The organism is Streptomyces sp. CB03238 (assembly GCF_002099185.1).
Lineage (GTDB): Bacteria > Actinomycetota > Actinomycetes > Streptomycetales > Streptomycetaceae > Streptomyces.
In genome coordinates this window covers 31,988-57,052 of the sequence record NZ_NBCN01000007.1, presented here as the reverse complement: position 1 = coordinate 57,052, position 25,065 = coordinate 31,988, and the positions used below count along the sequence as shown (strand labels likewise).

Below are 25,065 nucleotides of genomic sequence, written 5' to 3'. Positions count from 1 at the left end.
TGGTCTGGCGGGCACGCGGCCGGGTGCGGACGGCGCGATGCCACCAGTCGAATCTACCTGCGAGCACTGACAGGACCTGCCCACGGTCTCCTCATGCCGCTCGCCTACCCACTCAGGAGGGGTTCTCGTCGGCCTCTTCCTCGCCGGTTTCGGCCAGAACGGGTGAACCGTGGTGCGACCAGATCCGCCACCCGTCCGGTGTGCGGCGGAACACATTCGTCGCGACGACCAGCTGCCCGACGAGCGGCCCGAGGTCGGCGCCGTCCTCGGCGGGGCCGCCGCTGAGGATGTTCTCCGTGCAGGTCACCAGGGCCGTGTCGCCGGCCATGGACACCTTCACATCGGTCAGGAAGAACTGGATGTAGTCGGTGTTCGCCATGATCAGCGCGTACGAGCGGAGCACCTCGCCGCGCCCGGAGAGCACCGGCCAGCCGGGGTGGACGCAGGAGATCTCGCCCCGCGACTCGTCCAGCCAGAGGTCGGAGATCTCCTCGAAATCACCGCGTTCCATCGCCTCGTAGAAGGCGGTGTTGGTGAGCTCGACCGCCTCGATGTCGGCGCGTGCCGCGTCGTTCACCGGGCTCCCTCGACAGCGCGGGCCACCCGCACCGCGTCCGCCGTCGCGCGCACCTCGTGGACCCGTACGGCCCAGGCGCCTTCGTGCGCCGCGATCGCCGAGACGGCGGCGGTGGCCGCGTCCCGCTCCCGCGCGGGCGGCGGGGCGGCGCCCTCACCGGCCAGGACGTGGCCGAGGAACCGTTTGCGGGACGCGGCGACCAGCAGCGGGCGGCCGAGGGCCCGCAGGTCGGCCAGGTGTGCCACCAGGGCCAGGTCGTGCGGGGCCATCTTGGCGAAGCCCAGGCCCGGGTCGACGACGATCCGCTCCGGGTCGATGCCGCCCTCGACGACCGCCTCCATGCGCGTGCGGAGCTCGGCGACGACTTCGGCGACGACGTCGTCGTAGACAGCCAGGCTGTTCATGTCCTTGCTGAAGCCGCGCCAGTGCATGACCACGAACGGCACCTCGGCGGCGGCGACGGAGGGGACCATGCCGGGGTCGGCGAGGCCGCCGCTCACGTCGTTGACCAGGACCGCGCCGGCCTCGACCGCGCGGCGGGCGACCGAGGCGCGCATGGTGTCGACCGAGACGGTGACCCCTTCGGCCGACAGGCCGCGTACGACGGGGACGACCCGGCGCAGCTCCTCCTCCTCGTCCACCCGGGTGGCGCCGGGGCGGGTCGACTCGCCGCCGACGTCCACCAGGTCCGCGCCCTGGGCGACCAGCTCCAGGCCGTGCTTGATGGCGGCCGTGGTGTCGAACCAGCGGCCGCCGTCGGAGAAGGAGTCGGGCGTCACATTGACGACGCCCATGACCGCACACCGGTCGAACGTGGGCAGGCCCCGGGCCGTGCCCCGTCCGCGCAAGGTACTCATGCGTCCAGCCTAGGGGGTGTCTCGCGGGCGGCCCCGTCAGGCGGCGCGGACCTCGTGCTCGCCGTGGGCCGGGGTGATGTGGGCGCACGGGCGGCCGGTGGTGGCCGCGGCGCGGCGGCGGAACGGGCGGGGCAGCTCCACGTTCACGAAGCCCTCCGCCTGCATCGCGGCGAAACCGATGCGCGGGAGGTCACGGGCGTTGCGGTAGACCACGAAGCGGGGCTCCCAGCGGGGCTGGAACTTGGCGTTGAACTTGTACAGCGACTCGATCTGGAACCAGCGGGAGAGGAACACCAGCAGGCCGCGCCAGACCCTGAGGACCGGGCCCGCGCCCAGCTTCTCGCCGCGCGCCAGGGCGGAGCGGAACATCGCGAAGTTCAGCGAGACCCGCTCGATGCCCAGCTTCGGGGAGGCCTGGAGGGCGGCGACGATGAGCAGTTCGTTCATGCCCGGGTCGGCGGAGCGGTCGCGGCGCATCAGCTCCAGCGACATCCCGTCCGTCCCCCACGGCACGAAGTGGATGATCGCCTTCAGGTCGCCGTACGGGGAATCCGGGTCCTCCTTGTGCGCGGTGGCGATGACCGCGTCCCCGTCCGCCGGGTCACCGATCCGGCCCAGCGCCATGGAGAAGCCCCGCTCGGTGTCGGTGCCCCGCCAGTCGGCCGCGGCGCGCCGGATCCGCTCCAGCTCGCCGTCCGACAGGTCACGGGCGCGCCGGACGCGGGTCGTGTACCCATTGCGCTCGATGCGCTTGACCATCTGGCGCACATTGCGCATGGCGCGCCCGGTCAGGGAGAAATCCGCGACGTCCACCACCGCCTCGTCGCCCAGCTCCAGGGCGTCCAGGCCGGTCTCGCGGGTCCAGACCTCACCGCCGGTCTCGGAGCAGCCCATGACGGCGGGCGTCCAGGAGTGGGCCTTGGCCTCGTCCATGAACCGCTCGATGGCGCCGGGCCAGGCCTCGACGTCACCGATCGGGTCGCCGCTGGCGAGCATCACACCGGAGACGACGCGGTAGCAGACGGCGGCCTTGCCGCTGGGGGAGAAGACGACGCCCTTGTCGCGACGGAGCGCGAAGTGGCCGAGCGAGTCACGGCCGCCGTGCTTGTCCAGCAGGGCGCGCAGCCGGGTCTCGTCGTCCTCGGTGAGCCGGGCGACCGGGTGCTCGGGGCGGAAGGCGAGGTAAATGGTGGTGATGGCGGTCAGCAGGCCGAGGGCGCCGAGCGAGTAGCCGACGGTCCAGTCGACGCCACCGAGGTACCCGACCGGGCCCTCGATGCCGAACAGGCCGTACAGGACGTGCTCCAGGCGGTCGCTCAGGCTGGGGCTGCCGATGACCCTCCCGGGGTGGGCGCTGACGATGACCAGGCCGAGCGCGATGGAACCGGCGCCCATGAGGACGAAGTTCGCGAGGGCCTTCCAGCGGCTGCGCGGGTCGGGCAGGGCCGCGAACTCGCCGCGGTGGCGCAGCAGCAGCGCCAGGAGCAGCAGCGAGAAGAGCACCCCGATGACGGAATGGCGGTAGACGAACTGCGCCACGGCCCCGGCCGGCAGCAGGACCACCGCCGCGCGCCAGGCGCGGCGCTTGTGGCGCTTGAGTCCGTGGGCGAGGAGCAGCAGCAGGACGCCGGCGCTGAGGGAGAGCGCCGCGGACAGCGGCCCAAGGGTGCCGGGCAGCACCTCGGCGATGGCGTGCATCCGGCTGGCGCGGAAGCGCGGGAACACCCCGGCGGCGATGTCGATCAGACCGATGAACGTGCACGCCGTACCGACCAGGGAGGGCACCTTCCCGGCGCGTGGCCCGCGCAGGACACGGCGTATCCGACTCGGAACCGATCCTGACTTATCCCCATCTACCGTGACAGACATCGCTTCCCAAGGCTCCGCAAAGATTCGTTGTGTCCCTTCGGCCGGAACTGATTCGGTCCGGCCCGGACGATTCGCGCTCTCTAGGACGGGGCTTGTGGGGGGCGGGTTCACTCCCTTCCCGGAAAATCTCGACGAAGAAGGCTTGAACGACTCATGGGTCTCACCAGCAACAAAGTTCTGGCGCTGGCCGCCCTCCTGGCCGTGGTGCTGTTCGCCGTCACGGTCTGGCTGTGGCCCCGGCTGGCGCGCGGCGGCTGGCGGCCGGTGCTCGGCAGGATCGGCCTGCTGCTGGCGACCCAGGTGGCGCTGTTCGCGTCCGTCGGTCTCGCGGCCAACAACTACTTCCTCTTCTACGGCTCCTGGGCCGATCTCTTCGGGCAGGAACAGGAGCTGGGTGTGGTCGTCGACCACTCGGCGGGCGGCAAGGACATCAAGGTCGTCGGCAAGCAGAAGCTGGAGGGCGTGCCCGGGGGCGGCCACCCGGCGGTGGGCGGACAGGTCCAGAAGGTCGTCGTCGCGGGGGAGACCTCGAAGATCGACAGTCCGGCGTACGTCTATCTGCCGCCGGAGTACTTCCAGCCGGCGTACGCGAAGAAGACCTTCCCCGCCGCCGTCGTGCTGACCGGCTACCCGGGCACCGCCGAGAACCTGCTCAAGGGACTGAAGTACCCGCGTACGGCCTATGAGCAGGCCAAGGACAAGAAGATGCAGCCGATGATCCTGGTGATGATGCGGCCCACCGTGGCCCCGCCACGCGACACGGAGTGCGTCGACATCCCGGGCGGCCCGCAGACGGAGACCTTCTTCGCCAAGGACCTGCCCAAGGCGGTCTCCGAGACGTACCGCGTCGGCAACGCACCCCGGAACTGGGGCTTCATCGGCAACTCGACCGGCGGCTACTGCGCGCTGAAGATCGCGATGCACCACCCGGAGCAGTACGCGGCCGGCGCGGGCCTGTCCGCGTACTACAAGGCCGCCGAGGACATGACGACCGGCGACCTCTTCCACGGCGACCAGCGCCTGCGCAACCGGGCCAACCTGCTGTGGAGCCTGGACAACCTGCCGCAGGGCCAGTCGGCGTTCCTCGTCACCACCTCCCGCAAGGGCGAGGGGAACCTGCAGGGAACCCTCTCCTTCATCAAGAAGGTGAAGTCGCCCGCGCGCGTCTCGTCGATCACCCTGGACAGCGGCGGGCACAACTTCAACACCTGGAACCGGGAGATCCCGCCGGCGCTGGTGTGGATGAGCGGCCGGCTGAGCGCGGCCTGATGCTCAGCCGACCGTCTGGACGTCGACTTCGGTACGGGGGACGTCCCGCGTGTCCGCGTCGATCGAGCGGCGCAGCGCCTCGTGCAGCCGGGCCGGGGTCAGGACGCCGAGGAAACGTCCCCTCTCGCCGCGGTCGATGACGGCGATCCAGCCCGCGTCGTGCTGGAGCATGGTCGCGAAGGCCTGCTTGAGCGTGGCGCCGACCGGCAGCCACGCCTCCATGCGGCGGGCCTGGTCGCCCACGGTCCCGGTGGAGCGGGCGGCCTGCTCGGCGGAGATCCAGCCGTGCAGGTTGTCGTCGCGGTCCAGGACCACGGCCCAGCGCGAGTCGAGCTCGCGGGGCAGCGCGTCGTCCAGGTGGACGACCGGCGGCTGTTCGAGGTCGCTCTCCTCGATGGGCGTGACGGACAGCCGCTTCAGGCCGCGGTCCGCGCCGACGAAGTCGGCGACGTACGGGGTGGCGGGCGCGCCCAGCACGGTGGCCGGCGCGTCGAACTGCTCGATCCTGCCCTGGCCGTAGACGGCGATGCGGTCGCCGAGCCGGACGGCCTCCTCGATGTCATGGGTGACGAACAGGACCGTCTTGCGCACCTCCGACTGGAGTTTGAGGAACTCGCTCTGCAGGTGCTCGCGTACGACCGGGTCGACCGCGCCGAACGGCTCGTCCATCAGCAGGACGGGCGGGTCGGCGGCCAGGGCGCGGGCGACGCCGACGCGCTGGCGCTGGCCGCCGGAGAGCTGCTCGGGGTAGCGGTCGCCGTGGAGGGACGGGTCGAGGCCGACGAGGTCGAGGAGTTCGGCGGCACGGGCGCGGGCCGTGGCGCGTTTGACGCCGAGCAGGTGGGGGACGGTCGCGGTGTTCTCCAGGACCGTCTTGTGGGGGAAGAGACCGACCTGCTGGATGACGTAGCCGATCCGGCGGCGCAGCTGGACGGGGTCGGCGTCCGCGATGTCCTGGCCGTCGACGAATATCCGGCCCTCGGTCGGCTCGATCAGCCGGTTGACCATCTTCATCGTGGTGGTCTTGCCGCAGCCGGACGGCCCGACGAGCGTGACCAGTTCGCCCTCGGCCACCTCGAACGACAGGTCGTCGACGGCGGTCGTGCCGTCCGCGTACCGCTTCGTGACGCGCTCGAATCGGATCATGGCTCCCATTGTGGCCGGTGGCGGCCCCGGCGGGGTCGCGCGGCGTGTGAAGGCCGTGTTTCCAGGCTGTGGTGACGACCGGTGATTGTCAGTGGTGGAGGTTAGGGTCGTTGTCGGGTCGAACACCGGCTCGGACGCTGACAGGGGAGGAGGTGGGGGCGGGTGGCCGGCGAGGGATGCCTGGTGGCCAACGACTGGATCTGCGGGGAGTATGTCCGCTCCCGCGCCCAGGAGTTGACCGAGGCCACGGTCCAGCATGTGTGGATCACGGCGGTGTCGGTGCTGATCGGGCTGGCCGTGGCCTTTCCGCTGGCGCTGCTGGTGCGCGCCCGGCCGCGGCTGGCGGCGCCGGTGCTGGGCCTGACGACCGTGCTGTACGCGATTCCGTCGCTGGCGATGTTCTCGCTGCTGCTGCCGTTCTTCGGCCTGTCGGCCGCCCTGGTGGTGACCGGGCTGGTGCTGTACTCGCTGACCATTCTCGTACGGAACATCCTGGCCGGGCTCGCCGCGGTGCCCGACGAGGCGCGGGAGGCGGCGCGCGGGATGGGGTACGGGCCGGGGCGGCTGCTGTGGGAGGTCGAACTGCCGCTGGCGATACCGGCGGTGATGGCGGGCGTGCGGATGGCGACGGTGTCGACGGTCGCCCTGACGACGGTGGGCGCGCTGGTGGACTACGGCGGCCTGGGAACCCTCATCACGACGGGGCTGAAGAGCTTCTTCAAGGCGCAGGTGCTGACCGCGTCGGTGCTGTGCGTGCTGCTCGCGGTCACGGCCGACCTGCTGCTGCTGTGGCTGCAGCGGCTCCTGACGCCGTGGACCCGCACGCCCGGGACCCGAATACCCGGCACACGGACACGCATACGCATACGCAAGGCGGGGTGAGCGATGGGCGCGGTGGCCGATGCCTGGGCGTGGCTGACGACCGGGGCGAACTGGCAGGGCGAGAGCGGCGTGGGGAACCGGCTGGCCGAGCACCTGTGGTTCAGCGGCGTGTGCCTGGCGGTCGCGTGCCTGATCGCCCTGCCGCTCGCGCTGTGGCTCGGCCACATCGGCCGGGGCGGCGCGCTCGCCGTCAACATCTCCAACGCGGGGCGCGCGGTGCCCACGCTGGCGGTGCTGGTGCTGCTGACGCTCACCCCGCTCGGCAGGCACGGCGACCTGCCGACGATCATCGCGCTGGTGCTGTTCGCCGTGCCGCCGTTGCTCACCAACGCGTACGTGGGGATGCGCGAGGTGGACCGGGCGGTGGTCGAGGCGGCACGCGGGATGGGGATGTCGGGCGGTCAGGTGTTCCGCCGGGTGGAACTGCCCCTCGCGTACCCGATGGTGATGACGGGTCTGCGGTCGGCGACCGTGCAGGTGATCGCCACCGCGACGCTCGCCGCGATGGCGGGCGAGGGCGGGCTGGGCCGGATCATCACCGCCGGCTTCAACACCAACGACACCCCGCAGGTGGTCGCCGGGGCGCTGGTGGTCGGCGCGCTCGCGCTGCTGGCCGAGGGCCTGCTGGTGCTGGCGGGCCGGGTGCTCGACCCCATGCGGGCGACCCGGCGCGCGCACTGACCGAAGCCGAACGACTGGACAGCTGGACCGGACGGAGAACGTGATGAGCAGGATCTCAAGCATGGCGGGTGCGGTGCTGGGCGTAGTGGCGCTCACCGGCGGGCTGGCCGCGTGCGGCGGCGGCCAGAGCCTGGAGGAGCGGGGCGGTTCGGAAAGCTCGCCGGGCGGCGGCGGTGCCAAGGGGACGCTGGTCGTCGGCTCGGCGGGCTTCACCGAGGCCAATGTGCTGGCGGAGCTGTACGCACAGGTACTGAAGGACGCCGGATACTCCACGTCCATCAAGACCGTGGAGAACCGCGAGCTCTACGAACCGTCCCTGGAGAAGGGCGACATCGACGTCGTACCGGAATACGCGGCTACGCTTGCGGAATTCCTGAACGCCAAGGTGAATGGTCCGAAGGCGGTCGAGGAGAAGCCGGTCGCCTCCAGCGATGTCACCGCCACCGTAACGGCGTTGGAGAAGCTCGCCGGACCGCGCGGTCTGAAGGTGCTCCCGGCGGGTTCGGCGGTCGATCAGAACGCGTTCGCGGTCACCCGGGAATTCGCCGAGAAGAACAAGCTCAGGACGCTTTCGGATCTCGGCGCGGCCAAGCTGAAGGTCAGGATCGCGGCCGGTGACGAGTGCGCGATACGGCCGTTCTGCGCGCCCGGGCTGAAGAAGACGTACGGCATCGATGTGACGGGCATCGATCCCAAGGGCGTGGGCACGCCCCAGGCCAAGCAGGCCGTGAAGGACGGCGTCGACCAGCTCGTCCTGACCACGACGACCGACGCGACCCTGGACAACTTCGGGCTGGTGCTGCTGGAGGACGACAAGAAACTGCAGAACGCCGACAATGTGCTGCCGGTCGTGAATGCGAAGGACGCGGGTTCGGCGGAGATAGCCGCGGCTCTCAACAAGATCACCCAGGCGCTGACGACCGAGGATCTGGTGGAGTTGAACAGGAAGGTCGACGCCGAGCGGGCAAAGCCCGCGGACGTGGCGAAGGCTTACCTGGAGTCCAAGGGGCTGATCAAGAAGTAAGGGGCGCGCAGGGTGCGCCGGCCCGGTGGGGAAGGCGTGCGCACACGATTCGGATCACAGGGCCGAAACATTGCCGGGGCGGCCCCCCATACGACACCTACGCACGGTAAATTTCAGGCCATGCCACGTGGACGCCACCGCCATTCCCCACCCCTGCACAAACTTCTGCCCCCTTCCGCGGTAGCCGGAGCGGCCGTTGTGTGCGCCGGCGGCGCCTGGCTCCTCGCCGATCCGCTGGTGCTGCGCCTCCTGGCCGCCGCCGCGGCCGCGGCGGCCGTCACCGGCTCGGTCCTGATGCGCAGTTGGGACCGCGCCGCCGGCCGCCGGGTCGCCGAACTGACCCGCGCCCGGGCCGGTGACCAGTGGCGCACCGAGGAGCGCATAGCCGAGCTGGAGAGCGACCTGGAGGAATCCCGCGAGCTGCGCGCCAAGCTCGACGCCAAACTGCGCGCCAAGCGGGTCGAACTGGCCGCGCTGCGCAGTGAGCACGCCGAGCTGCTGCGGCGGTACGCCACCGCAGAGACCGAGCGCGCCAGCGCCCTGGAGGGCCGCAGGCAGCTCGCCCTGGAGGCCGCCGCCCCCACCCGGGCGCTGCCCGCCGCGAGTTCCACGCCCACGCCGGCCGCGTACCTCCAGGCCGCCAGGGCGCTGGAGAACCTCACGCGCAACGCCGCCGTCCAGGAGGCCAGGCGCACCACCGAGGAGGCCCGGCGCCGCGACCTGGCCGAGCGGGCCGGTGAGGCGGACGAGCCGCAGGGGAAGCACGCGGCGGCCGTCGAGCGGCAGCAGCACGCCCGCCCGTCGTCCGCCGCCCCCTCCGTCACCGGCGCGTCCGCGATGCGCCCGGTCCCGCCGGCCGCCGCCGTCGTGCCGTACACCGAGCCACGCCGCCCGGCGCCGCGCCTCCAGGGCGGCTTCGACTTCTTCGGTACGCAGAAGGCCCCCGCCGCCATCGAGGCCGTGCAGCACGAGGACCTCGCGGACGTCGTGGGCGAGGAGGCCCTCGCCGTACGGCGCAGGGAGGACCGCGCGGTCGGCAAGGTCATCGACCTGACCTCGCACGACGAGACCGAGCAGCTCGACGTGGTGGAGCTGCGGCGCGACGCCGTGTCCTGACCGACCGCGGGTCTACTTGTCGATGTCGCCGACGACGAAGAAGAACGACCCGAGGATCGCCACCATGTCCGCGACGAGCGTGCCGGGCAGCAGTTCGACCAGCGCCTGGATGTTGTTGTAGGACGCCGAGCGCAGCTTGAGGCGGTAGGGGGTCTTGTCGCCCTTGGAGACCAGGTAGTAGCCGTTGAGGCCGAGCGGGTTCTCGGTCCAGGCGTACGTGTGGCCCTCGGGCGCCTTGAGGACCTTCGGCAGCCGCTGGTTGATCGGACCGGGCGGCAGCTCGGCGATCCGGTCCAGGCAGGCGTCCGCGAGGTCCAGCGAGTTGTGGGTCTGCCCCAGCAGGCACTCGAAGCGGGCCAGGCAGTCGCCCTCGGTGCGGGTGACGACCTCCAGGGTGTCCTGGAGCTCCCCGTACGCCAGGTACGGCTCGTCGCGGCGCAGGTCGAAGTCGACACCGGAGGCGCGGGCGATCGGCCCGCTGACCCCGTACGCGTGGACGATCTCCGGCGACAGGACGCCGACGCCGCGGGTGCGGCCGCGGAAGATCTCGTTGCCGAGGACCAGCCGGTCGTACACGTCCATCCGGGAACGGACCTCGGCCACCGCCTCGCGGGCCCGGCCGAGCCACCCGGCCGGCAGGTCCTCCTTGAGGCCGCCGACCCGGTTGAACATGTAGTGCATCCGGCCGCCGGAGACCTCCTCCATGACGTGCTGGAGGTCCTCCCGTTCCCGGAAGGCGTAAAAGATCGGGGTGATACCGCCCAGTTCGAGGGGGTACGAGCCGAGGAACATCAGGTGGTTGAGGACCCGGTTCAGCTCGGCGAGGAGCGTGCGGGTCCACACGGCACGCTCCGGGACCTCCATGCCGAGCATCCGCTCGACGGCCATGACGACACCGAGCTCGTTGGAGAACGCCGACAGCCAGTCGTGGCGGTTGGCCAGCATGATGATCTGGCGGTAGTCGCGCGCCTCGAAGAGCTTCTCCGCGCCGCGGTGCATATAGCCGACGACCGGCTCGGCGTGCCGGATCACCTCCCCGTCCAGGACGAGGCGGAGGCGCAGCACGCCGTGCGTGGAGGGGTGCTGGGGCCCGATGTTCAGCACCATGTCGGTGCTTTCCGCGGCACCGCCGATGCCGACCGTGGTCTCCGTCATGCCGGACAGTATCCCTCGCCGGGCACGCGCTGCAGCAGCCAGGTGAAGTCCCCGAGCCCGCCGCGCGCGGTCAGCTCGGCGGCCTCCCCGGCCCGCGCGAGGGCCCGTACGTATCCGGCGGGGTCCGTCCGGGCCGTCTCCAGGGGCGGCCGCCCCCCGCTCACCGCGAGCCGCCGCAACGCTTCCCGCTGGCTGACCAGCTCGGTCCCGTACGGGAGCGGGCTCCCGCCCCCCGCTGGACCTCGCCCGACGTACCCGGCGCCGCCCGGGGTGCCCGGGGCGCCCGCGCTGCCCGTGCCGCCAGCGCGGCCCGTGCCGCCAGCGCGGCCCGTGCCGCCAGCGCGGCCCGTGTCGCCCGGGCTGCCCGTGTCGCCCCTGCTGTCCGGAGCGCCCGCGCCGCTTGCGCTGTCCGGAGCGCCCGCATTGCCCGCGCTTCCGGGAGTGCCCTCGCCGCCCCGGCCGCCCGGAGCACCCGCGCCACCCGCGCCACCCGCGCCACCCGTGTCACCCGCGCCACCCCGGGCGTCGGTGGCCGTGTGCCGGGGCGGGGGCGTGGCTGCCGCGCCCGCCGCCGCGCAGGCGTCCAGGGCAACGTGGGACGTGATGTCGCACGTGCCGTCCGGGGTCGGGGGGACCTCGCGGCCGGCGCGGAAGCCCGTCAGGGTGCCGTACGGGGGGCGGGCGGCGGCCGTGTGGGCGTAGTCGACCGCCACCGCCAGGCCCGCCGACAGGGACGACACCGCCCGCGCCCACGCCTCGTCACGGGGCAGGCCGATCTCGGCGCGCTCGCCCGGCTCCCGCAGCGGCCACCAACGGGCCAGCCACGCGGCGTCCGCGCCCGCCACGGGGGCGCCGAGCCGTTCCGTGCCGTCGGGCGCGACCTCCACGTACCGGGGCGTGCCCGACTCGTCGACCTCGGCAACGTCCACCGGGACGTTGTCCAGCCACTCGTTCGCGAACAGCAGCCCGCGCACCCCGGTCGGGGGCTCGGCCGCCCACGTGATGCGCGGGTCGAGGCCCTCGGGCCGGGCGGCGCGTTCGACGGCGTACGCCCGTACCCGAAGACCCGCCGGGGCGGCCGCCAGCACCCCCGTCAACAGCTCGCCGCGCCCCGCACCCATGTCGACCAGCGCGATCTCGTCCGGGCCGCCCAGCCCCTCCGCGACCTCCGCGAGCAGCCGGGCCACCGCCTCCGCGAACAGCGGCGAGGCGTGCACGGACGTACGGAAGTGCCCCGCCGGCCCCTCGGGGCGCAGGTAGAAGCCGTCAGGCCCGTACAGAGCCGCCTCGGTCGCCGCGCGCCAGCCGCGCCATTGACACGTCTCATCATTCACGGGCACCAGTCTCCACCTTGCGGAGTACGCCTCCGCCCCGTGGATCGAACCTCCGGTTGACCCCTGCACCTATCCGGTTTCCCTACGCTGGGTTACGTGCAGCGCCTCTACGACTTCATCCGCAGACACCCCACGGGCGTCGACAGTTTCTGGGCTGTGATGCTCCTGGGGTTCTCCATGCTGTGGGTGGCCCAGGTCCCCGTCGGCGCCGAGCCCCGCCTCCTGGCCGCCGAGATCGTCCTGCTGCTCTGCCTCGCCGTCGCGCTGCGCCGCCGCGCGCCCGAGAAGACGCTGCTGCTCGTCGCGGGCCTCGGGGCCGCCCAGCTCGCGCTCGACATCGCCACGAACCCGGCCGACTTCGCGATGCTCGTCGTCATCTACACGGTCGCCGCGCAGGGCGACGGCCCGCGCTGGGCGTCCCGCCTCGCGCTCGTCGGCGGCGTGGCCGCGGCACCGCTCTCCCAGCTGCGCTGGCCCGTCGAGAACGTCTCCACCGCCGGCAAGATCTTCTTCACCGTCGTGATGACCGTGCCGTTCATCCTCGCCTGGGTGCTCGGCGACTCCATGCGCACCCGCCGCGCCTACTTCGCCCAGCTGGAGGAGCGCGCTTCCCGCCTGGAGCGGGAACGCGAGGCCCAGGCCAAGGTCGCCGTCGCCGCCGAGCGCGCCCGCATCGCGCGCGAGCTGCACGACGTCGTCGCCCACAACGTCTCCGTCATGGTCGTCCAGGCCGACGGCGCCGCCTACGTCCTCGACACCTCCCCCGACCAGGCCAGACAGGCGCTGGAGACCATCTCCACCACCGGCCGCCAGGCCCTCGCCGAGATGCGCCGGCTGCTCGGCATCCTCCGCACCGGCGAGCCGCAGGACTCCGAGGACTACGTGCCGCAGCCGGACGTCCAGCAGATCGAGGACCTGGTCGAACAGGTCCGGGCCGCGGGCCTGACCGTCGACTTCAAGGTCGAGGGCACCGCGCGCCCCCTGCCCAGCGGCGTCGAGCTCACCGCGTACCGCATCGTCCAGGAGGCCCTGACCAACACCCGCAAGCACGGCGGCCCGGACGCCGGGGCGAGCGTGCGGCTGGTGTACTTCGACGACGGTCTCGGCCTGCTCGTCGAGGACGACGGCCGGGGCGCGGCGCACGAGCTGTACGAGGACGGCGGCGCCGACGGCCGCGGCCACGGCCTGATCGGCATGCGGGAACGCGTCGGTATGGTCGGCGGCACCCTGGACGCCGGGCCCCGGCCCGGCGGCGGCTTCCGGATCAGCGCCCTGCTCCCCCTCAAGCCCGCCCACTGACGATCCTTAAGGACCCCGTTTCATGTCGATCCGTGTGATGCTCGTCGACGACCAGGTGCTGCTGCGCACCGGTTTCCGCATGGTGCTCGCCGCCCAGCCGGACATGGAGGTCGTCGCCGAGGCGGGCGACGGGGCCGAGGCCATCGAGGTCCTCCGCGCCACGGCCGTGGACGTGGTCCTGATGGACGTACGCATGCCCAGGCTCGACGGCGTGGAGGCGACGCGCCGTATCTGCGACCGGCCGGATGCACCCAAGGTGCTGATCCTCACCACCTTCGACCTGGACGAGTACGCGTTCTCGGGGCTGAAGGCCGGCGCCAGCGGCTTCATGCTGAAGGACGTGCCGCCGGGCGAACTGCTCAGCGCGATCCGCTCCGTGCACAGCGGCGACGCGGTCGTCGCGCCGTCCACGACCCGGCGGCTCCTGGACCGCTTCTCCCCGATGCTCCCGGCCACCGGCAAGGAGCCGCGCAACAAGACGCTGGAGAAGCTGACCGAGCGGGAGCGCGAGGTCATGATGCTGGTCGCCCAGGGCCTGTCGAACGGCGAGATCGCGGCCCGGCTCGTCCTCTCCGAGGCCACGGTAAAGACCCATGTGGGCCGCATCCTCACCAAGCTGGCGCTGCGGGACCGCGTCCAGGTGGTGGTCCTGGCCTACGAGACGGGCCTGGTGCGGGCCGGAGGCGGGGGGCTCTGAGCCGGTGCTCCTCTGGATCAACGGCCCGTTCGGGGGCGGCAAGACCCAGACCGCGTACGAGCTCCGGCGGCGCCTGCCGGGAGCGGTCGTCTGCGACCCGGAGGAGGTCGGCTTCGGGCTGCACCGGATGATGCCGAGGGACCTCAGGGGAGACTTCCAGGACTTGGCGGCGTGGCGGCAGGGTGTGTACGAGGTGCTCGACCTGACGCTGCGGCGGTACGAGGACGGGCCGGTCATCGCCCCGATGACGCTGACGGACCCGGCGTACTTCGACCAGATCGTCGGCCGGCTGCGGGCGGCGGGCCACCAGGTCCACCACTTCGCGCTGCTGGCCGAGCGCGAGACCGTGCTGCGCCGGCTGACCGAGCGCGGGCTGGGGCGGGGGCTCAAGCGGGAGAGCTTCGCGGTGCGGAAGCTGGACGAGTGCCTGGAGCGGCTGGCCGGGCCCCGGTTCGCCGAGCACCTCCGTACGGACCGGCTGACCGTCCCGCAGGTCGCGGACCGGATCGCCGCCTCGGCGGGGCTCCGGCTCGCCCCGAACACGGACGGGGCGCTGCGGCACCGGCTACGTCGCATCGGGGTGGGGCTGCGGCACATCCGGCTCGCCTAGCGCAGCACCGTCTCCAGGAAGTCGCTGCCGATCCGGGCCACCGCGGCCACGTCCAGCTGGTGCAGGACGTAACGGCCGCGTCGCCGGGTCGTGACCAGGGACGCCTTCTTCAGCACGGCCAGGTGGCGGGAGACCTCCGGCGGGGTGATGCCGTACGTGTCCGCCAGCTCGCCCGTCGTGTACGCGGCGCGCGCCAGTTGCCGGCACAGTCGCATCCGCATGGGGTGGGCCAGGGCGTCCATGCGCAGCTGGAGCAGCTCCACGGAGGCGGGGCTCGGCAGCTCCGGGGCGCCGACCGGGTAGTGGACGACGGGGCGCCAGCCCGGGGCGTGCAGCACCACCAGGTGGGGCCAGCCGAAACTTGACGGTACGAACGACACGCCCGCGCCGACCACCGGGTCGGCGGCGGTGGTCCGGCCGTCCGCCAGCTTGTCCACCTCGATGCGCTGCCGGCCGCCGTCCTCGGAGAGCCCCAGGGTCACGGCGGGCGACACCGCCCGCAGTGTCTCGGGCAGGCCCTTGCGGCGCAGCAGCTCCGTCTTGTGCCGGGCGTCGGAGGCGAGACCGGGCGCGACCCGGCGCCAGGTGTCCGCGAAGAACGCCCGGTCGCAGTCCTCGAAGAGCCTGCGCAGCCAGGCGCGTACGCCGGCGGGGTCGGCGAGCAGGCGGCGCGTGAAGTCCAGCTGCTTGGGGCCCCGGTTGGCGGCCAGCTCCAGGGCCCGCTCGGTGCGTACGGGGCCGCCGGCCGCGTACTGCGTCGAGCAGGTGAACTCCAGCGCGGAGGCGACGAACCGGTCCTCGTCGAGCCGGTCCAGCATGTCCAGCTCCTCGGCGAGCGTCGCGCCGGTGCGGCCGTCGCCGCTGCGGATGCCGGCGTACGGCATGAAGATGTCCGAGAAGGTGGTCGTCCAGAGGAAGTTCGCCTCGTGCAGCCGGTCGGCCAGGTCCGGCTTGAGCGCGGCGGCGGTGGCGGTCGCCCAGCCGTGGAGTCCCGGGTGGTGGCCGGGCTCGGCGAGCGCGTGCAGCGCCACGCCCAGCTCGGCGAGGGGCGACGGCTCGAAGACGATGCGCTCGGGCGGCAGGCCGGTGATGTCGATGGTCACGCTCACGCCCCCATGGTGAGGGGTCGGGCGGCGGGCCTCGCGTCATTTGACGGGGGTCGTCAATCGACGGGGCGGGCGGGCGCGGGCGGGCGGAGGGTGGCGTACATGGATGCCATGCAGCAGCACATGCTCGACGCCTACCGGGCCGCCCAGCGCGGCGAGGCGCCCCCGCCGCCCCCGGGCCGGGGCGACCTGGCCGCCCTCCGCGCGGCCCGCGACCACCTCCGCCGCTCCGGTTCCGGTTCCCGTGCGCGGGACGGGTCCACAGGCTGTGGACAGTGACGTAGCCCCGCGTAACGCTGGCGTAGCATGACGAGAAATCGTCCGGTACCCCCCGCGGACTGGAACGGAAGGCCGTCGACGCGTGAACGCATCATCACAACCCCGCCCCGCCCGGCTCACCGTCGGCGTCGTAGGCGCCGGCCGGGTAGGACCCGCCCTCGCCGCGTCGCTGCAGCTCGCCGGGCACCGCCCCGTCGCCGTCTCGGGCGTGTCGGACGCGTCCCGGCGCCGCGCCGCCGAGCTGCTGCCGGACGTGCCGCTCGTGCCGCCCGCCCAGGTCCTGGAGCGCGCCGACCTCGTCCTGCTGACCGTCCCGGACGACGCGCTGCCCGGCCTCGTCCAGGGCCTGGCCGACACCGGGGCCGTACGGCCCGGGCAGCTCCTGGTCCACACCTCCGGGCGGTACGGCACCTCCGTGCTCGACCCGGCCCGCCGCGCCGGCGCCCTCCCGCTCGCCCTGCACCCCGCCATGACGTTCACCGGAACGAGCGTGGACGTCCAGCGGCTGGCGGGGTGCTCGTTCGGCGTCACCGCGCCCGACGAGTTGCGCCTGGCCGCCGAGGCCCTGGTCATCGAGATGGGCGGCGAGCCGGAGTGGATCGAGGAGGCGGCCCGCCCGCTCTACCACGCGGCCCTCGCCCTGGGCGCCAACCACCTGGTCACGCTCGTCGCCCAGTCCATGGAGCTGCTCCGGCAGGCCGGGGTCGCCGCCCCCGACCGGATGCTCGGCCCCCTCCTGGGCGCCGCCCTGGACAACGCCCTGCGCTCCGGCGACGCCGCCCTCACCGGCCCCGTCGCGCGCGGCGACGCGGGCACGGTCGCCGCGCACGTGGCCGAGCTGCGCAAGCACGCGCCCGCCACCGTCGCCGGATACCTCGCCATGGCCCGTACGACGGCGGACCGCGCCCTCGCCCATGGCGTCCTCAAGCCCGAGCTCGCGGAGGACCTGCTCGGGGTCCTCGCGGACGGCTCGGCGTCAGCCGAAGACGGCTCCGCGGGAGCTGAAGGAGACAGCGGCCGATGAGCCCCGACTTCGAACTGATCCCGATGCGCGACGACCTGGAGTACGTCCTCGAACACGCCGCGCCCCGGGGCCGTACCGCCGTCGTCATGACCATGGGCGCCCTCCACGAGGGGCACGCCACCCTCGTCCGGGCCGCCCGCGAGCACGTCGGCAAGAAGGGGTACGTGCTGGTCACGGTCTTCGTGAACCCGCTCCAGTTCGGCGCGGGCGAGGACCTCGACCGCTACCCCCGCACCCTGGACGCCGACCTCAAGACCGCCGAGCAGGCGGGCGCGAACGCCGTCTTCGCGCCGTCCGTCGACGAGGTCTACCCGGGCGGGGCGCCCCAGGTCCGGATCACGGCCGGCCCCATGGGGGAGCGGCTGGAGGGCGCCTCCCGCCCCGGCCACTTCGACGGCATGCTCACCGTCGTCGCGAAGCTGCTGCACCTGACCCGCCCCGACGTGGCGTTCTTCGGCCAGAAGGACGCCCAGCAGCTCGCCCTGATCCGCCGCATGGCCACCGACTTGAACTTCCCGGTCGAGATCGTCGGCGTCCCGACCGTCCGTGAGCCGGACGGGCTCGCGCTGTCCAGCCGCAACCGCTACCTCTCGCCCCGCGAGCGCCGCACCGCCCTCGCCCTGTCCGCCGCGCTGTTCGCCGCCCGCGACCGGCTCGCCGCGCAGACCGCGCTGCTGGCCCGCGCCGAGACGCTGCCCGCCTCCGAGAGCCGCGCCGAGGCCCTGTCCCGGCTCGGCGAGTCCCGCGCGGCCGCCGACGCCCACGCGGTGGCCGCGGCGGTCCCCGGCGGCGGCGCCCACGCGGTTCGCGCCGCGGCCCGCGCGGTACTCGACGAGGCGGCGAAGGCCGACCCGCCGCTGCGCCTGGACTACCTGGCGCTGGTGGACCCCGCCGACTTCACCGACGTCTCCGACGACCACACCGGCGAGGCGATCTTCGCCGTCGCCGCGAAGGTCGGCACCACACGGCTGATCGACAATCTCCCCCTCACCTTCGGAGCCCCCGCATGACCGGCATACGCCTCCAGGCCCCCGCCCCCGGCTGGTCGATCGACGCCGACGTCGTCGTGGTCGGCTCCGGCGTCGCGGGCCTGACCGCCGCACTGCGCTGCACGGCCGCCGGGCTGCGTACGGTCGTCGTCACCAAGGCCCGCCTGGACGACGGCTCCACGCGCTGGGCGCAGGGCGGCATCGCGGCGGCGCTCGGTGAGGGCGACACGCCCGAGCAGCACCTGGACGACACGCTCGTCGCGGGCGCTGGCCTGTGCGACGAGGAAGCCGTACGGCTCCTGGTCACCGAGGGCCCCGACGCCGTACGCCGGCTCATCGCGACCGGTGCCCGCTTTGACACCGACGAGGCCGGCACCATCGAGCTCACCCGCGAGGGCGGCCACCACCGCCGCCGCATCGCGCACGCGGGCGGTGACGCGACCGGCGCGGAGATCTCCCGCGCCCTCGTCGACGCGGTTCGCGACCAGGGCGTACGCACCATCGAGAACGCGCTCGTGCTGGACCTGCTCACCGACGCCGACGGCCGCACGGCGGGCGTCACCCTGCACGTCATGGGCGAGGGCCAGCACGACGGAGTGGGCGCCGTCCACGCACCCGCCGTCGTCCTCGCCACCGGTGGCATGGGCCAGGTCTTCTCCGCCACCACGAACCCGGCCGTGTCCACCGGGGACGGAGTCGCGCTCGCGCTGCGGGCGGGCGCCGAGGTGAGCGACCTGGAGTTCGTCCAGTTCCACCCCACCGTCCTGTTCCTCGGCCCGGACGCCGAGGGCCAGCAGCCGCTGGTGTCGGAGGCGGTACGCGGAGAGGGCGCCCATCTGGTCGACGCGGACGGTGTCCGGTTCATGGTCGGGCAGCACGAGCTGGCCGAGCTCGCCCCGCGTGACATCGTCGCCAAGGGCATCATGCGCCGCATGCGCGAACAGGGCGCCCGGCACATGTACCTGGACGCCCGCCACTTCGGGCCCGAGATGTGGGCGTCCCGCTTCCCCACGATCCTCGCCGCCTGCCGCGCCCACGGCATCGACCCGGTGACCGAGCCGATCCCGGTCGCCCCGGCGGCCCACTATGCCTCCGGAGGCGTCCGCACGGACCTCCACGGCCGCACCACCGTGCCCGGGCTGTACGCGTGCGGCGAGGTCGCCTGTACGGGGGTCCACGGCGCCAACCGGCTCGCGTCGAACTCCCTCCTGGAGGGCCTGGTCTTCGCCGAGCGCATCGCGGACGACGTCGCGGCCTCTTCGGTACGGGCCGGCGCCCCCGTACCGCACCCCGCCCCCACCGTCCTCCCGCTGCTGGACCCGGCCGCCCGCGCCCGCGTCCAGCACGTCATGACGCACGGCGCCGGGGTGCTGCGCTCCGCCACCAGCCTCGCCGAGGCGGCGGACGCGCTGGACGCCGTGCACGCCGAGGCGCTGCACGACGGGCCGGACGGCAGCAAGGCCGCCGAGCCGGGCGTGGAGTCCTGGGAGACCACCAACCTCCTGTGCGTCGCCCGCGTCCTGGTCGCCGCCGCCCGCCGCCGCGAGGAGACCCGCGGCTGCCACTGGCGTGAGGACCGCCCCGACCGCGACGACGCCCTGTGGCGCCGCCACCTGGTGGTACGCCTCGGCCCGGACCGGAACCTGGACGTCCGCCCCACCGACACCCAAGACTTCCCCCCGACCGACGCCGACGCCCCCAGGGAGCCGTAACCGTGAGCACGCCCGAAGAACGCCCGCAGCCCGTGGACGTACCGCTGATCAACATCGGCGCCCCCGCCGCGTCGTCCGGTGGCTGCGGTGACGGCTGTGGCTGCGGCGGCGACGACGAGGTGTACGAGTGCGGGCTCGACCCGGCGCTCGCCGCGCTGCTCGTGAACGCCGGCCTCGACCCCGTACTGGTCGAGGACGTGGCGTACCGCGCGATCGAGGAGGACCTGGACGGCGGCGAGGACGTGACGAGCGTCGCGACCGTCCCCGAGGACGCGGTCGCGACCGCCGACTTCACGGCCCGTGAGGCGGGTGTCGTCGCGGGCATCCACATCGCGGAAGCGATCCTGTCCGTCGTCTGCACCGAGGAGTTCGCGGTCGAGCGACACGTGGCGGACGGCGACCGCGTCCAGGCGGGCCAGAAGCTGCTGTCGGTCACCACCCGCACCCGGGACCTGCTCACCGGCGAGCGCAGCGCGCTGAACATCATGTGCCGCCTGTCCGGCATCGCCACCGCCACGCGCGCGTGGGCCGACGCTCTGGAGGGGTACAAGGCGAAGGTCCGCGACACCCGCAAGACGACTCCCGGGCTGCGCGCCCTGGAGAAGTACGCGGTGCGCTGCGGCGGCGGCGTCAACCACCGCATGTCGCTGTCCGACGCGGCCCTGGTGAAGGACAACCACGTGGTGGCGGCGGGCGGTGTCGCCCAGGCCTTCAAGGCGGTACGGGACCGGTTCCCCGACGTACCGATCGAGGTGGAGGTGGACACCCTCCACCAGGTCCGCGAGGTCCTCGACGCGGGCGCCGACCTGATCCTGCTGGACAACTTCACCCCCGCGGAGACCGAGGAGGCCGTCACCCTCGTCGCCGGGCGGGCCGTGCTGGAGTCCTCCGGCCGCCTGACCCTGGAGAACGCCGCCGCGTACGCCGCGACCGGCGTCGACTACCTGGCGGTGGGCGCGCTGACCCACTCCTCCCCGATCCTCGACATCGGCCTCGACCTCCGAGAGGCGGACCAGGGCTGATGCTGCTCACGATCGACGCGGGCAACACCCACACCGTCCTGGGCCTGTTCGACGGCGCGGAGATCGTCGAGCACTGGCGCATCTCCACCGACGCGCGCCGCACCGCCGACGAGCTCGCCGTGCTCCTCCAGGGCCTGATGGGTATGCACCCGCTGCTCGGCGACGAGCTGGGTGACGGAATCGAGGGCATCGCGATCTGCTCCACCGTGCCGTCCGTCCTCCACGAGCTGCGCGAGGTCACACGCCGGTACTACGGCGACGTCCCGGCCGTGCTCGTCGAGCCCGGCATCAAGACCGGCGTGCCGATCCTCACGGACAACCCCAAGGAGGTCGGCGCGGACCGCATCGTCAACGCGGTCGCGGCGAACGAGCTGTACGGCGGCCCGGCGATCGTCGTCGACTTCGGCACGGCGACGACGTTCGACCCGATCAGCGTGCGCGGCGAGTACATCGGCGGGGTGATCGCCCCGGGCATCGAGATCTCGGTCGAGGCGCTCGGCGTCAAGGGCGCCCAGCTCCGCAAGATCGAACTGGCCCGCCCGCGCAGCGTGATCGGCAAGAACACGGTCGAGGCCATGCAGGCGGGCATCGTGTACGGCTTCGCGGGCCAGGTCGACGGCATCGTCAGCCGCATGAAGCGCGAGCTCGTCGGGCGGGACGGAGACCCCTCGGACGTCACGGTCATCGCGACGGGCGGCCTGGCGCCGATGGTCCTGGGCGAGGCCGCGGAGATCGACGAACACGAGCCGTGGCTGACCCTGATCGGCCTCCGCCTGGTCTACGAACGCAACGTCTCCCGTATGTAGCACCGTGCGGGGCGCCTGCCCAGCGCGGGCGCCCTCGTTGTGGCCGGCCGCCCTGCCGGGCGGCGCCTCCCCCCGTTGTGGGCAGTCGTCCGGTCGCGCGCCTTCCCCCGTTGTGGGCAGTCGTCCCGGCCCGCGGGCCTTCGTCCGTTGTGGGCAGTCGTCCCGCAGGGCGGGACGGGTGGGCACAACGGGACGGGGCGGTGCCCTTCCCGGTTCGCCCCGGGGCGGTGCCGGTGGCTGGGGCCGGTGGGCCTGGTCGGGGCCCCTCCGGGCTCGACTCCTCGTGGTCGGCGGGGCACCCGAACGGTTTCCTGGCCGTCACTCGCCGCCGATCCGCTGCGGGGACGACCCTGCACGGCCCCTCCGCGCCGCGGCAGGGAAGCGGCCCGGGGCGCAGCCTCCGCGAGAGACCCCGCCCCGGGGCGGGGGGCAACGCGCCCAGCAAGTGGCCGGTAAGCGAAATTTGTCCTATTTGCACGTATCGTCGGGGCATGCCCACGCCATACGGATCCCGCGGCGGCCTGGCGTTCGGCGCAGACGAGCTGCGTGTGCTCCGACGCGCCCTCGCCCATGCCCTCCACCCCACCCCGCTCGACGACGAAGACGTGCAGGACTGCCTGCGACTCGCCGGCTCCGTGGACGAGGCGGTCCGCGAGGCCGGCCGGATGCGGGCCTTTCTCCTCGCCGACCTCGCCCGCTACCGCGACGCGCTGCCCGGCTCGGCGGCCGGGTACCTGGAGCTGCTCCAGGACGCCCTCGCCGCCGGCTACGACCCCCGCCCCGAGGACCTCGCCGCGTTGCGCACCCTGCGCGGTACGCCCGTCGGCGCCGCCCTGCTGGCGCGCTGCCAGACGCTGGCCGAGCACTCCGTGCGGGCCCGCCTGGCCGGACGGTACGTCACTCCCGCCCCCCGCGCCCGGCTGCTCGCCCTGCCGGGAGGCCGTACCTGCGAGGCGGACGAGCCGAAGCCCCGGCCGGCGCCGCCGAAGCCGAACCCGGCCCCGCCGCCGGCCGACCGCCCGGTACCCAAACCGTCCGAGGTCTTCCCGCCCCGCCGCCGCCCCGCCGCGCCCCCGCCCGAGGAGCGAGCCGCCGGCTAGCTACCCTGGAGCCATGGAATACGTATCCGCGCTCCTGCCCCCCGTGGTGATGGCCGCCTTCTTCATCGGCCTCGTCGTGACGATCGTCAAGAGCCAGGGCGGCCCGAACAAGGCCAAGGAGGACGCGGCCGTGGACGCGGCGCTCGCCCGCGCCGAGGCCGCCCGCCAGGCGGACGGAGCCGCGAAGCCGGGCCAGGCCTGACCGGGCCGGTAGCGGCGGTACCCGCGCCAAGGGCGTACGACCACACCCGTCGTACGCCCTTTTTGGTACGTCAATAGCCAGCTATTCCGACATCTCCCACTATGGTGGCGATGTGCCCCGTCAATTGGGAGAGCTCGAAGACGCCGTCATGACACGCGTCTGGCAATGGAACCGGCCCGTCACCGTCCGGGAAGTCCTGGAGGATCTCCAGCAGGAACGGTCCATCGCCTACACGACGGTCATGACCGTAATGGACAATCTCCATCAGAAGGGCTGGGTGCGCCGGGAAGTCTCGGGCCGCGCCTATCGATATACGGCGGTCTCCACCCGTGCCGCCTACTCGGCCGCACTGATGAACGAAGCCTGGTCGAAGAGCGACAACCCCGCCGCCGCTCTCGTGGCCTTCTTCGGCATGATGTCGCCGGAGCAACGAGAGGCGCTGAACGCCGCCGTCCGTATCGTGCAAGGGGACACCCCTGAGGAACCGGAGCGCCCCGTGGAGGCGCAACCCCCCGAAGAGCCCGCCGAGGGGGAGGCGGGAGAGGGGCGATAGCGTCCAGCCATGTCGTCGTCCTCCTCGTCCCCCGACGTTCCGCCCCCGGCCGGGCAGGCCCCGCCGTCGAATGCCGCGGCGAAAGCCGTGACGGTGCGCCGGGCCCGTACCGGTGATGTGCAGGCGGTCCGCCGACTCGTCGATCCGTACGTCACCGAAGGCATCCTGCTCGACAAAGCGACCGTGACGCTTTACGAGGACATCCAGGAGTTCTGGGTCGCGGAACGCGACGAGGACGGCACCGTCGTCGGCTGTGGGGCGCTGCATGTGATGTGGGAAGACCTCGCCGAAGTGCGTACTCTCGCGGTTGATCCCGACTTCAAGGGCGCCGGCATCGGTCATCAAGTGCTCGACAAGTTGCTGCACACCGCCCGCTGGCTCGGCGTCCGCCGGGTTTTCTGCCTGACCTTCGAAGTGGACTTCTTCGCGAAGCACGGCTTCGTCGAGATCGGCGAGACGCCGGTCGACGGAGATGTCTACACCGAGCTCCTCCGTTCCTATGACGAGGGCGTCGCCGAGTTCCTCGGTCTCGAACGAGTGAAGCCGAACACCCTGGGCAACAGCCGGATGCTTCTGCACCTGTGATCCCTATGTCCGAATCGCGCACGTTTCCCGTGTCCTCCGGGATCTGAACCTCTCCCAGGGGTTTGTGTTTTCCAGAGAAAAGCGGTTTCCTTTCCGCGTACTGCATTTTCGATGAAAGGAAATCCGGTGGCACAGAAGGTTCAGGTCCTTCTTGTCGACGACCTCGACGGTGGCGAGGCGGACGAGACGGTGACGTTCGCTCTGGACGGCAAGACCTACGAGATCGACCTCACCACCGCCAATGCGGACAAGCTTCGTGGCCTGCTGGAGCCGTACACCAAGAGCGGCCGTCGCACCGGTGGCCGCGCCTCGGCCGGCCGTGGCAAGGGACGGGCCGCCGCGGGTGGCAGCCCCGACACCGCGAAGATTCGCGCATGGGCCAAGGAGAATGGCTACAACGTGAACGACCGCGGCCGCGTGCCCGCCGATATCAAGCAGGCTTACGAGGACGCCAACCGCTGAGTGCGGTCCGCACCCAGCAACCGGACCCGGTGACATTCCGATGCCGCCGCGTCCACGAGTCGTACCAGGCAGGGGGCGCCGGCGCCGCCCCCCACGGCCGACATGGCCGGGAGCGTCGGCTCCACTTCGCGCCCGGGTTCGGGGGGGCGCAGCCACGAAGCGGCGCCAGGTGAACCGGATCCGCTCCATCCTGGGGGAATCGGAGCGGTCATCCGGTCACCGGCGCCCAGGGCGGCCAGGTCGAGCGCGATCCCGCCCCACTCCAGCCAGTCGAGCAGCCCCGGCAGCTCGTCGGCGGCGCCCGCGGCCACCAGCAGCCGCATCCTGCGCCCCGCGAGGGCGACGGGCCACTGGCCACCGAGCCGCCGCAGCACGGCGAACCCGGCGGCGGCAGGCAGCTCCAGGGCGTCGAAGCGCAGCCCCGTGAGCAACTCCACCGGTCTTTCGCCGCCGCCCTTCGCCGTGGCCCAGCCGAGCTCGTGCTCGTACCACGAGGCGACGCCGTGCAGGGGGTGCGAAGCGGTGAAGGCCATGCCCGGGGAACTCGCGACCGTTCCTCCGGGTTACGCATCGCGACGGATCGCTACTGTGCGTACGGGTTCGGGGTGGCGCGTGGCGGTGTGGGGGAGCGCAAGGGTGTTCGCCCTTAGCTGAGGGAACCGGGGTACGCCGCATGGAGTGTCAGTGCTTACGGGTAAGACATTCCTAG

27 protein-coding genes are annotated in these 25,065 nt (G+C 72.6%); 19 read left to right on the top strand and 8 right to left on the bottom strand.

All coding sequences use genetic code 11. The features are described from left to right. Positions 1–112 precede the first annotated feature (112 nt). From BKD26_RS13365 to BKD26_RS13355, 3 genes are all read right to left on the bottom strand, one after another. Complete coding sequence (locus BKD26_RS13365) at positions 113–511, bottom strand: nuclear transport factor 2 family protein (RefSeq protein WP_241518674.1); 399 nt, start codon at positions 509–511, stop codon at positions 113–115. A 62-nt stretch (positions 512–573) separates the two neighbouring features. After that, on the bottom strand, positions 574–1,434 hold the full coding sequence (gene folP, locus BKD26_RS13360; RefSeq protein WP_084898060.1) for a dihydropteroate synthase: 861 nt from the start codon (positions 1,432–1,434) through the stop codon (positions 574–576). Positions 1,435–1,470: 36 nt separating this feature from the next. Continuing rightward, on the bottom strand, positions 1,471–3,303 hold the full coding sequence (locus BKD26_RS13355; protein WP_084898059.1) for a phosphatidylglycerol lysyltransferase domain-containing protein: 1,833 nt from the start codon (positions 3,301–3,303) through the stop codon (positions 1,471–1,473). Positions 3,304–3,456: 153 nt separating this feature from the next. Here BKD26_RS13355 and BKD26_RS13350 point away from each other — a divergent pair, with 153 nt between their 5' ends. After that, positions 3,457–4,572: an alpha/beta hydrolase-fold protein gene (locus BKD26_RS13350; protein WP_084898058.1), complete on the top strand. Its 1,116-nt coding sequence runs from the start codon at positions 3,457–3,459 to the stop codon at positions 4,570–4,572. Positions 4,573–4,575: 3 nt separating this feature from the next. On the opposite strand, the gene BKD26_RS13345 is transcribed toward BKD26_RS13350, so the two are convergent. Next, positions 4,576–5,718 carry a betaine/proline/choline family ABC transporter ATP-binding protein gene (locus BKD26_RS13345; protein ID WP_084898057.1) on the bottom strand — a complete coding sequence of 381 codons (1,143 nt, stop codon included), beginning with the start codon at positions 5,716–5,718 and terminating at the stop codon, positions 4,576–4,578. Positions 5,719–5,880: 162 nt separating this feature from the next. On the opposite strand from BKD26_RS13345, the gene BKD26_RS13340 reads away from it, so the two are divergent. The 4 genes from BKD26_RS13340 to BKD26_RS13325 all read left to right on the top strand — a co-directional run bounded on the left by BKD26_RS13340 (position 5,881) and on the right by BKD26_RS13325 (position 9,421). Beyond that, positions 5,881–6,600 (top strand): ABC transporter permease, encoded by a 720-nt coding sequence (locus tag BKD26_RS13340; RefSeq protein WP_084898056.1) that lies wholly within the window; start codon positions 5,881–5,883, stop codon positions 6,598–6,600. Positions 6,601–6,603: 3 nt separating this feature from the next. Then, on the top strand, positions 6,604–7,281 hold the full coding sequence (locus BKD26_RS13335) for an ABC transporter permease (RefSeq protein WP_084898055.1): 678 nt from the start codon (positions 6,604–6,606) through the stop codon (positions 7,279–7,281). Between the two features lie 43 nt (positions 7,282–7,324). After that, positions 7,325–8,305 (top strand): ABC transporter substrate-binding protein, encoded by a 981-nt coding sequence (locus BKD26_RS13330; RefSeq protein ID WP_084898054.1) that lies wholly within the window; start codon positions 7,325–7,327, stop codon positions 8,303–8,305. Positions 8,306–8,425: 120 nt separating this feature from the next. Continuing rightward, the gene (locus tag BKD26_RS13325) at positions 8,426–9,421 is read left to right on the top strand and encodes a hypothetical protein (protein WP_179166523.1); all 996 of its coding nucleotides are present in this window, start codon (positions 8,426–8,428) and stop codon (positions 9,419–9,421) included. 12 nt (positions 9,422–9,433) lie between these two features. On the opposite strand, the gene BKD26_RS13320 is transcribed toward BKD26_RS13325, so the two are convergent. Beyond that, positions 9,434–10,576 carry an NADH-quinone oxidoreductase subunit D gene (locus BKD26_RS13320; RefSeq protein WP_084898052.1) on the bottom strand — a complete coding sequence of 381 codons (1,143 nt, stop codon included), beginning with the start codon at positions 10,574–10,576 and terminating at the stop codon, positions 9,434–9,436. Beyond that, positions 10,573–11,910 (bottom strand): SAM-dependent methyltransferase, encoded by a 1,338-nt coding sequence (locus BKD26_RS13315; protein WP_241518626.1) that lies wholly within the window; start codon positions 11,908–11,910, stop codon positions 10,573–10,575. The genes BKD26_RS13320 and BKD26_RS13315 overlap by 4 nt, the downstream gene beginning before the upstream one ends. 96 nt (positions 11,911–12,006) lie before the next feature. Here BKD26_RS13315 and BKD26_RS13310 point away from each other — a divergent pair, with 96 nt between their 5' ends. The 3 genes from BKD26_RS13310 to BKD26_RS13300 are packed head-to-tail and all read left to right on the top strand — an operon-like array spanning position 12,007 to position 14,516. Further along, complete coding sequence (locus tag BKD26_RS13310) at positions 12,007–13,209, top strand: sensor histidine kinase (RefSeq protein WP_107417843.1); 1,203 nt, start codon at positions 12,007–12,009, stop codon at positions 13,207–13,209. Positions 13,210–13,231: 22 nt separating this feature from the next. Continuing rightward, complete coding sequence (locus BKD26_RS13305; RefSeq protein WP_084898051.1) at positions 13,232–13,906, top strand: response regulator transcription factor; 675 nt, start codon at positions 13,232–13,234, stop codon at positions 13,904–13,906. A gap of 4 nt (positions 13,907–13,910) precedes the next feature. Beyond that, entirely contained in the window at positions 13,911–14,516 is a 606-nt protein-coding gene (locus tag BKD26_RS13300) for an AAA family ATPase (RefSeq protein ID WP_084898050.1), read from the top strand. Here the strand turns inward: BKD26_RS13300 and BKD26_RS13295 are convergent. Beyond that, positions 14,513–15,619: a DUF5937 family protein gene (locus tag BKD26_RS13295; RefSeq protein WP_084898473.1), complete on the bottom strand. Its 1,107-nt coding sequence runs from the start codon at positions 15,617–15,619 to the stop codon at positions 14,513–14,515. The two genes, BKD26_RS13300 and BKD26_RS13295, sit on opposite strands and share 4 nt — an antisense overlap. 105 nt (positions 15,620–15,724) lie before the next feature. Between BKD26_RS13295 and BKD26_RS40205 the strand changes: the two genes are divergently transcribed. The 11 genes from BKD26_RS40205 to BKD26_RS13240 all read left to right on the top strand — a co-directional run bounded on the left by BKD26_RS40205 (position 15,725) and on the right by BKD26_RS13240 (position 24,356). Further along, positions 15,725–15,901, top strand: a complete 177-nt coding sequence (locus BKD26_RS40205; protein ID WP_179166522.1) for a hypothetical protein — start codon at positions 15,725–15,727, stop codon at positions 15,899–15,901. A gap of 82 nt (positions 15,902–15,983) precedes the next feature. Further along, complete coding sequence (locus BKD26_RS13285; RefSeq protein ID WP_084898048.1) at positions 15,984–16,925, top strand: DUF2520 domain-containing protein; 942 nt, start codon at positions 15,984–15,986, stop codon at positions 16,923–16,925. Positions 16,926–16,948: 23 nt separating this feature from the next. Then, entirely contained in the window at positions 16,949–17,935 is a 987-nt protein-coding gene (panC, locus tag BKD26_RS13280; protein ID WP_084898472.1) for a pantoate--beta-alanine ligase, read from the top strand. Beyond that, complete coding sequence (locus BKD26_RS13275; RefSeq protein WP_084898047.1) at positions 17,932–19,626, top strand: L-aspartate oxidase; 1,695 nt, start codon at positions 17,932–17,934, stop codon at positions 19,624–19,626. The genes panC and BKD26_RS13275 overlap by 4 nt, the downstream gene beginning before the upstream one ends. A gap of 2 nt (positions 19,627–19,628) precedes the next feature. After that, positions 19,629–20,648, top strand: a complete 1,020-nt coding sequence (gene nadC, locus BKD26_RS13270) for a carboxylating nicotinate-nucleotide diphosphorylase (RefSeq protein ID WP_084898046.1) — start codon at positions 19,629–19,631, stop codon at positions 20,646–20,648. Beyond that, entirely contained in the window at positions 20,648–21,454 is an 807-nt protein-coding gene (locus BKD26_RS13265) for a type III pantothenate kinase (RefSeq protein WP_073756999.1), read from the top strand. Before nadC ends, BKD26_RS13265 begins: the two co-directional genes overlap by 1 nt. Before the next feature lie 521 nt (positions 21,455–21,975). Next, on the top strand, positions 21,976–22,554 hold the full coding sequence (locus tag BKD26_RS13260; protein WP_179166557.1) for a hypothetical protein: 579 nt from the start codon (positions 21,976–21,978) through the stop codon (positions 22,552–22,554). 13 nt (positions 22,555–22,567) lie between these two features. Then, complete coding sequence (locus tag BKD26_RS13255) at positions 22,568–22,756, top strand: hypothetical protein (RefSeq protein WP_073757001.1); 189 nt, start codon at positions 22,568–22,570, stop codon at positions 22,754–22,756. 112 nt (positions 22,757–22,868) lie between these two features. After that, positions 22,869–23,309, top strand: a complete 441-nt coding sequence (locus tag BKD26_RS13250; RefSeq protein WP_084898044.1) for a BlaI/MecI/CopY family transcriptional regulator — start codon at positions 22,869–22,871, stop codon at positions 23,307–23,309. 9 nt (positions 23,310–23,318) lie between these two features. Further along, positions 23,319–23,894: an amino-acid N-acetyltransferase gene (locus BKD26_RS13245; protein WP_084898043.1), complete on the top strand. Its 576-nt coding sequence runs from the start codon at positions 23,319–23,321 to the stop codon at positions 23,892–23,894. A gap of 126 nt (positions 23,895–24,020) precedes the next feature. Next, positions 24,021–24,356, top strand: coding sequence for an Lsr2 family protein (locus tag BKD26_RS13240; RefSeq protein ID WP_073757004.1), 336 nt, complete (start codon positions 24,021–24,023; stop codon positions 24,354–24,356). On the opposite strand, the gene BKD26_RS13235 is transcribed toward BKD26_RS13240, so the two are convergent. Next, entirely contained in the window at positions 24,335–24,889 is a 555-nt protein-coding gene (locus tag BKD26_RS13235) for an SCO3374 family protein (RefSeq protein ID WP_084898042.1), read from the bottom strand. The two genes, BKD26_RS13240 and BKD26_RS13235, sit on opposite strands and share 22 nt — an antisense overlap. Positions 24,890–25,065: the final 176 nt, after the last annotated feature.